This is a genomic window from Kitasatospora sp. NPDC043949, from assembly GCF_056435365.1.
This window is the reverse complement of sequence record NZ_JBWKEQ010000023.1, coordinates 116258-123722: the sequence shown is the minus strand read 5'-3', so window position 1 is coordinate 123722 and position 7465 is coordinate 116258. Positions and strand designations below refer to the sequence as shown.

General features: G+C 70.9%; 5 protein-coding genes. 1 reads left to right on the top strand and 4 read right to left on the bottom strand.

The window, feature by feature from the left end; translation table 11 throughout:
• Window positions 1–664 precede the first annotated feature (664 nt).
• Window positions 665–1141, top strand: coding sequence for a hypothetical protein (locus AC07AL_RS20620; protein WP_478317907.1), 477 nt, complete (start codon window positions 665–667; stop codon window positions 1139–1141).
• Window positions 1142–1333: 192 nt separating this feature from the next.
• On the opposite strand, the gene AC07AL_RS20615 is transcribed toward AC07AL_RS20620, so the two are convergent.
• From AC07AL_RS20615 to AC07AL_RS20600, 4 genes are all read right to left on the bottom strand, one after another.
• Entirely contained in the window at window positions 1334–1879 is a 546-nt protein-coding gene (locus AC07AL_RS20615) for a hypothetical protein (protein ID WP_478317906.1), read from the bottom strand.
• Window positions 1879–4401 (bottom strand): helix-turn-helix domain-containing protein, encoded by a 2523-nt coding sequence (locus AC07AL_RS20610; protein WP_478317905.1) that lies wholly within the window; start codon window positions 4399–4401, stop codon window positions 1879–1881. The genes AC07AL_RS20615 and AC07AL_RS20610 overlap by 1 nt, the downstream gene beginning before the upstream one ends.
• Before the next feature lie 14 nt (window positions 4402–4415).
• Window positions 4416–5051, bottom strand: coding sequence for a hypothetical protein (locus tag AC07AL_RS20605; protein ID WP_400986913.1), 636 nt, complete (start codon window positions 5049–5051; stop codon window positions 4416–4418).
• Between the two features lie 452 nt (window positions 5052–5503).
• A complete protein-coding gene (locus tag AC07AL_RS20600; protein ID WP_400986911.1) occupies window positions 5504–7453 on the bottom strand; it encodes a DUF3732 domain-containing protein in 1950 nt (649 codons plus the stop codon).
• Window positions 7454–7465: the final 12 nt, after the last annotated feature.

Below are 7465 nucleotides of genomic sequence, written 5' to 3'. Positions count from 1 at the left end.
AGAAGGGGTGGCTGGGGTTCAGGTGTGTGTTTTTCCGCTCTCCCGGCGATGCGGGGTACCCCTGTGCTTTCGGCCGGGTTTGTTTGCGCTTTTGGCGCGGCTCGGCTCCTTCGGCCCCGGTACTGCCCCGGCCTTCGGCCGGGAGCCTCGGACTGCGTCCGAGGCTGGCCCGCGCAGCGCGCGGGCAGGGCCGGCTGCGCCGGCCGGATCGGGCAGCGCCCGATCGGGAGAGCGGGCGCTGCGCGTCCTTGGTGGTGGCGGGTCAGCTCCTCCGCTTCGCTGCGGAGCTGGGGGGGTATGGAAGGTGGGGCCTTCGGCCCTTGGTGAGTGGGGGTGGGGGCCGGGCTTCGCCCGGGCTGTCTGGGGTGGTGGGTGAAGGCGCTTCGCGCCTTGGGGAGTGGGATGGTGATAGGTGGTCTTGGGGTGGGGTCACTCGTTGGGATGGTGGAGAGGGCGGGCTTCGCCCGTTCTCGTGCATCAAAGACAGCAACCCGCTAAGCTCTGGGATAGCGACAGGGTTACGGAGATTCTCGGCGGCTGTGCTCGCTGGGGTTGGCCGCTCCGAGTCGGTCCCGTCAAATTGCTCTCGAATTCGAGGGCGGAATACATGGAGGCAGACGTGGCGGGCGGCGAGACTGACGGAATTGAATTCGCGCGGAGGCTGGTGCAGAGGCGGGCTCAGGGGAGGTCGCCCGAGCAGATCGAGGCCGGCCGGTGGGAGGCGCAGGCTTGGGAGCGGGAGGCCGGCCGCGTGGAGGACTCGGGGCTTCGCCCCGTGTGGGAGGCGACCGAGTGGGAGCGGATCGCCGCTCTCGTCGGTGCCGAGGGATGGTCGGTCTACGACATGGCGCGCGACGAGCAGGCCCAGGCCTGGATCGCGGAGCGCGAGGTACGGCTTGCGGCAGAGCAGGAGTGGGCGGAGCGGGTGCGCCGGGAGCAGCAGGGGGCGGCGGGTCGGGTGCACCTGCGTCTGTCCCTGGCGGGTCCGGTGGGGCGGCGCCTGGAGGTGCTGGCGCGGGAGCTGGGCGTGATGCCGGAGCGGTTGGTGGCGGTGCTGGTGGAGCACGCCCAGGCCGGCGGCGAGGGCCTGGTCCACGTGCCTGCGGTGGCGGTGGCTGCCGAGGAGGACCCCTGGCTGTGACGGGCGGGAATCGGTGCGTCTTCACGCTGAATATCGAAGCTGGTTGGAAAAGGCTTGCGTCCGGCCCTGTCGGCACCTTACGAATTCTGGGAAGGGGAGATTCGAATAAGGAGCCTCGAATTATGCGAAAGGCCCCCGCCAGGGCGGGGGTCTTTCTGTTTTCTCTCCTTACGACTTTCGCCGCTGTTGTGGTCAGCTCAAGTCGAAGTCGTTGGGATCGAAGTCGAAGTCGTCAGCCGAGAAGCCTCCGTAGCCGACGCCGCCGTTGAAGTAGTCGGCGAGGGCCTGGCCGATGATGGCGCACGCTTCGTCCTCGTCCTCGGCGAGGGCCAGGGCGGCAGCCTGTTCGCCCGTCAGGTTCAGGTGGATGTCACGGGCTCGGACGGCGTCCGAGCCGCGGATCTCGAAGTTCACGGCGCGGCCGACCCTGGCTCCGATGCCCGAGACGGTGCCGCGCTGCGCGAGCTGCTTGGCCTTGCGCTCCCGGCCGCGCTCGGTGGTCTGCACGTCGACCGCCTCGCGCTGGAGCCGCTGGGCGTCCTCTCCCTTGGGGCGGCGGGTGCCGTCGATCCAGCGCAGCACGGTGCGCGGGGCGACGCCATAGGCGGATGCCATGGCCTTGGTGTTCCCGCCGTACTTGCGGTCCCGCACCTGCCCGGCCTGCGTGGTGGACTGCACCGGCGCCTTCCGGGAGGGGAACAGCGCCTCGCGCACCCGACCGAACAACCCGCCCGCCATCAGTTCCCGCCTTCCTCATCGTCGTTGCCGGTGCCGGCGGTCCCGTCGTTCTGCTCCGGGCCGATCGGGGTGCCGTCGGTGGTGTAGTGGTGGACCAGCTTGGAGGGGTGCTCCCGGCGCTCCATCGCCTCGACCACGGCCGTCAGCGGGATCGAGGCCTCGTGCTTGTGGCTGCCCGGGGCGATGCCCAGCCGCAGCGCGCCGGGGACCGGGGTGCCGTCGTCCTTGACCGGGAGCAGCTCCAGCGGGGACGGGGCGTCGGTGGCGTACAGGTAGCTGTCCACGTTGACCGCGATCGGGGCCCGGCCGGTGAGCAGCAGGGTCTTGCGCAGGCGGCGGTGGGCGGCGATGCGGGCGGCGGCGATGACCTGGAAGCGCAGCGCGGGGTCGTAGGACCAGGACGCGGCGATCTTCTCCAGCCACACCTGGTCGTCCAGGTGGCGGGCGGAGTCGGCCCACTTCCCGATGCCGCCCTTGTAGACGTTCTTGTAGCTGCCCGCGAGAACCATGGCGTCCGCGCGGACCGGGTCGGTGCCGACGTCCTTGTGCACGGCGTAGGCGGCCAGGAACTCCTCGGGGTTCTGGCCGTCGAACAGGCCGAGGTGGGCGTAGGTGCGCTTGTAGCCGCCGCGGATGCGGCCGGTCCATTCCTTGAGCAACGGCGCGGTGTGGGCGGCCAGGTAGGCGGCGCTGATGGTCGCCGGGTCAAAGTTGTAGGTGGTGGCCATGTAGGCGACCGTCACGGTGGCGTACCAGCCCGGGCCGGTCGGCGCCTGGCCGTGGAAGGTGGCCGGGTGCGGCAGCAGGGGATCGACCTCGATGCCGGTGAAGTCGCACCACCACAGGCCGGCGGTCTTGCCGCCGTCCCAGGCCGGGTGCTCCGCGTACGCGTACGGGCCGATGGGCAGGCGCAGGGAGTCAGTGACCGAGAGGTAGCTGGCGCAGACGTCGACCGCGACCGCCCACGGACGCCGGGCCTCCTCGGCGGTGAGGGTGCGGGCCCACCACTTGTAGTCCTCCTCCTCGCACACCGCCTCGCCGCGCGAGAGCAGTTCGCGGGTCAGCGGGTGGCGGGCCCCGGCGGCCGGCGGCACGCACAGGTCACCCGAGGGCAGGGCTCCCTCGCGCGGGTGCGAGGACCACTCCCCCGTCGTCTGGTCCTTGACCCACTCCACGCGGGGGCGCACCGCGTCCAGGAGCAGCATCGCGGTGGAGGCGGTGGTCGCGCCGGGGGCGACGCCGAGGTCGGCGGTGAAGGCGCGGTAGCGGCGGGCCAGGGTCAGCCCGTCCTTGGTGCCGTCGGGGGCGGTGGCCAACGGGGCGGCGAGGGCGCTGACGGCCTGCTGGCGGCCGTCGCCCTGGCCCAGCCACGGCGCCACCGTGACCCGGACCGAGGTCTTCGGGCCGCCGGCCGATCCGGTGCGGCGGAAGACGTGGAAGGACGGTCCGATCTGGTCGCTGATCTCCATGCCCACCGTGGCGGCGGCCTTCGCCAGCTTCGTGTGGAGCGCGGTCAGGGCCTTCTCCGTGGTCGGCAGGGCGGCGGGCAGTCCCAGCTGCTTGAGCGCGGCAGCGGTCAGGCAAACCATGCCGTCGCCGCCGCGCCCGGCCGAGTGGGCGCGCTCGACGCGCAACGGCAGCCCGGTGCCCAGCCACGCGAACCAGTCGCCCAGCTTCGGCCCGGCCGGGGCCGGGACCTGCGGCACATCCAGGACCCAGCCGCCATCCTCGGCGGCGTCCAGCGCGACCGCCGGCCACCAACGCGCGGCAGCAGAAGACGGGGCGGCTGGACGCGGCGCAGCCGGACGGCCAGCGGGACGGGACGCCGCCGGACGCGGCCTGGCCAACTGGGCCCGGGCCGCGGTCGGCGCGGGCCGGACCGGCACCAAGGAGACCGGAGCAGGAGCAGCTGCGGGCGTGGTCGGGGCGGCGACGGGCGCCGGAGCGGGCGGGGCCTGGGCCGGGGCCGGCTGCTGGGTGACCGCAGCGGCGGCCTCGGTCACCGGGGCTGCGGGGCGGCAGAAGCCGCCTAGGTGCATCGGGTGGCCCTGGGCGCGGTAGACGGAGGGCTGGCCGCACTGCACGCACGGCGCGGCCGGGCCCATCACCAGCGAGCCGTCCGGGTTCTGGTCGAGCACCGGGACAACGGGCGCCTCGGCGGCCTGCTGGGCGGGCGCCGAGGCGGGATGCGCCTGCGGCACGGCCAGGACCGGGGAGGCAGGCTGCGTGGAGGCGGGTTGCGTGGAGGCGGGTTGCGTGGAGGCGGGTTGCTCGGGCGCGGGAAAGCGGGCGGCGAGGCCGTCAAGGAGTCGCGCGTAGGACGGGGCGATGTCCGGGCCCGGGACGGCGCTGCCGTCCTCCCAGCCCGTCACCAGGGCCGAATCCACCCGCAGAGCCGCGGCAATCTGCGCGGGCGTCAGCCCGGCCGCCAGGCGCAGCCGTGCCCGCTCGGCCGGGAGCGGCAGGCCGGTGTGCACGGCCGCGAGCAGGGCGTCGACGGAGTTGAACAGGTCGTCGGACATCAGGGTCGGTCTCCTCAGCGTCCGTTGGGTCGGGTCGGGTCGATCCGCGGGTCGCCGAACAGGGCGTCGAAGACCTGCTCGGTGAGGCAGGCGATCGGGCCCTGCTCGGGGCGCAGGGTGTAGCCGGCGGTGCGTCCGAGGTCGGCCACCGCGATCGGGACCTGGGGGCGGTAGTAGAACTCGAGCTCCCGGCCGGCGAACTCCGTGGGTTCGGCCCCGCTCTGGGCGGGGTTGGGTGGCAGGGTGAACGAGGGCAGGCCGGCCACGTCGTCCTCGGCGGCCAGGTGGAGGACGCTGTCGTCGGTGGTGCGGAAGGCGACGGCCAGGTCCACTCCGCCGGCGCGGCGGTCGCGCGGGAGTCCGTGGCCCTCCAGGACCCGGCCCAGTTGGGAGGGTGCCATGGCGGCCGCGATGCCCAGGGCGCGCCGGTTGGAGTAGCTGTCGCTGGCGTCCGCGCGGGACATCGCCAGTTCCTTGACCACGTTCAGGTGCTGGGTGACCCGGCTGATGCAGGCCACCAGGGCGGTCAGGTCGTCGAAGTCGGCGGCTTGCGGCGGTTCCACCAGACGCTCGCCGCGCAGGGCCGCGAGCAGCGCCCGGCCCAGGTCGTCGGGCACCTCAACCCGCTCACCACCGAAGCTGACCCTCACCACAGACTCCCAAATAGTAGGACCTAACCAAATACTACACATATCTCCTGTGGGATCCCAAAAGGAAAGGGGGCACGCAGCACCGCCGCGCGCCCCTCGAAGTCTTCGTCGGTCTACCGGCTGTTGCCTTGATTCAGACCGTCAACCGGCATGTTGCCGGTCACGTCGGGCCGATAAGCAGCACCTACCGGCGGTGCCATGCCCCCAGGTCCCGATTCCGCTCCGGCAGGGCCCCGCCCTGGCCACGGGCATGGTCCGCGCCACCGGGTCCAACCGGCGCAGCCGCAACCGCAGTCAGCAGTCTTGGCCATGACGACCAGTCACAGGTTGGAGGATCCGGTCAACAGGGGAGCGTCAGCCAGGTCTTCCTTCCGACTGCGCAGAGGGCCTACCGGGCGGCACCTAACATGCAGCACTGGCACCGGAGGCCGCTTCCGGCGGCCCATGGTCCGTCAGCCGAGCCACCCCGGGGGAACGAGGGCGTTTCGGCTTCCGTCGTCATTGGGGCGCCAGTTAGCGATGACCGCGTCTTGGAACCAGGCGTCGGGCAGGTTGGCGTGGTCGCTGACGATGATCTGGAGGTTGCCCTTGTTGAGTTGTGCCACCTCGTTGAGGAGGCTGAAGTAGGCGGTGACAGTGGTCCAGTCGGCGTCCTGGATCTTCGAGGCGTCGCGCGGCTTCTCGGGGAAGAAGGCTTGCGTGGGCTGGTCAAGCATGAGGAAACCGGGTACAGGCCGATTGTTGCGCCGCAGATAGGTGTGCAGGGCGAGATGGGCCACGAGGTGGTAGCCGATCCAATTCTTGGCGCTGCCGATCCGGGTGAGTGGCAGTCGGCCGGCCGGGCGCCGGACGACGACGTTGAGCAGATTGAGGCTGATGCTCACCTCTGTCGCGTCTGCCGCCTGTCCGAGTTTGAGTCGCTTCGCCCAAGCAGTCATGTCGGTGGCGATGCCGGCCAGGCACCGTTCGGTCTCGGCGGCTACATCGTCCTCGTCCGCGAGGACTTGGAGCGCTGCGGTTCGTTCCTCGGCCAAGGCCAGGTCATGACGCAGTCGGCTGATGTCGCTGTCCGAACCAGTACGGGTTAGGGCTTCGGCGATTCGTCCCTGGATGTGCGCAATGCGGAGGTTCTGCTCCTGAAGATTGCGCATCCGTTCGTCGCTGGTCAGCAGTTCTCGCAGCTGCACACCGTTGAGCCGGAGGCGTTCGGCGACGCTGTCGCGTTCGGCCTGCAAGGCGCGTCGGTGCTCTTCACGAACAGGCTGCAGAGTCTGCGCGTGGGCGAGCTCCTCAGCCAGGTGCCCGGTGAGCGCGGCGATGTCCTGCGCTGACGGGTCGGGTTGCGGAAGAGGCTGGGTGCACATCGGGCAGACGCTCGTGTCGTGCTGGTGCTCGGGGCCGAGCAGCGCGAGCGTCTTGAGGCGGTCGAGCTGGAGGTGGAGTTCCCCGCTGAAAGCGCGGCCCTGCTGCTGCCAGCGGTCGACTGTCGCCAGGGCCTCGTCGTGCTCCTGGAGCTGATCGCGCAGCGTACGGCGCTCGTCGTTCAGCCCCTGGCGCTGGTCGGACAGGTTCAGCGGTGCTGCGGTCCGCGGCGAGGCGGCCAGTGCCTGCTGCAGAAGATCGACGACCTGGGCGGTGTTCGGTGCGGCGGGAACGTCGGTGAGCAGTCCCTCATTCTGTGCGAGGCGCACCAGTGCGAGCCCGTTCGCGTCGGTTGCGGCCTGGTGGCGCAGGGCATCGTCGTACTTGCGTTGCGCCGCGCGCTGCGCACGGGCGGCTTCCGTGAGGTGGTGGCGCCGGAGGGCTTGTTCGGGGCCGGCGGCTCCGAGGAAGTAAGGCAGTGTGTCTTTGAGCGTCTGCGCCATCCCAGTTTCGGTCTGCCGGTGGAACAGGGCTTTCTTGTCGGCGATCTCGTTCTGGTTCTGGAAGCAGAGGAGAGCAGCGTGGGCGATCGAGACGTCGAAGGGGTGTCGCCCGGCGCCGGAGGGTGGTTGGAAACGGAAGTCCTCGATCCCGAGCCGGGCGCTGACCTCACTGCGCAGAGCCGCCACATTGGAGTTGGGGGCGAGTTCGCCAATCGCGGGAAGATCGAGACGGCTGTCGCCGGTCTGCACCATGGCGTGGAGGGTGGAGGCTCCGGTGGGACGGGGCCGGGCCAAGACCATGCGGCTTTCGTCGTCGAAGACGACGAGGAGTGCGTACCAGCCGACGGTCTGGTCGATCGGTTCGTCGGGCAGGTTCGGTGTTCTCCGCCCAAGGCAGTAGTCGACGATGTCGAGCACCTCGGACTTCCCGGTCTCGGACTCACCCGTGATGACGTTCAGCGCCCCGGGACGGAAGCGCAGGACTCTCGGGGCTGTCCCGCCGTCGCGGTGGTACATGGCCAGGGCGAGCAGCTGCATGGCGGTTCTGGA

What these genes read in the sequence shown, in the direction of transcription:
- AC07AL_RS20615 (WP_478317906.1), bottom strand. Translation starts at nt 1,879, where the DNA reads ATGGCGGGCGGGTTGTTCGGTCGGGTGCGCGAGGCGCTGTTCCCCTCC.
- AC07AL_RS20610 (WP_478317905.1), bottom strand. Translation starts at nt 4,401, where the DNA reads ATGTCCGACGACCTGTTCAACTCCGTCGACGCCCTGCTCGCGGCCGTG.
- AC07AL_RS20600 (WP_400986911.1), bottom strand. Translation starts at nt 7,453, where the DNA reads ATGCAGCTGCTCGCCCTGGCCATGTACCACCGCGACGGCGGGACAGCC.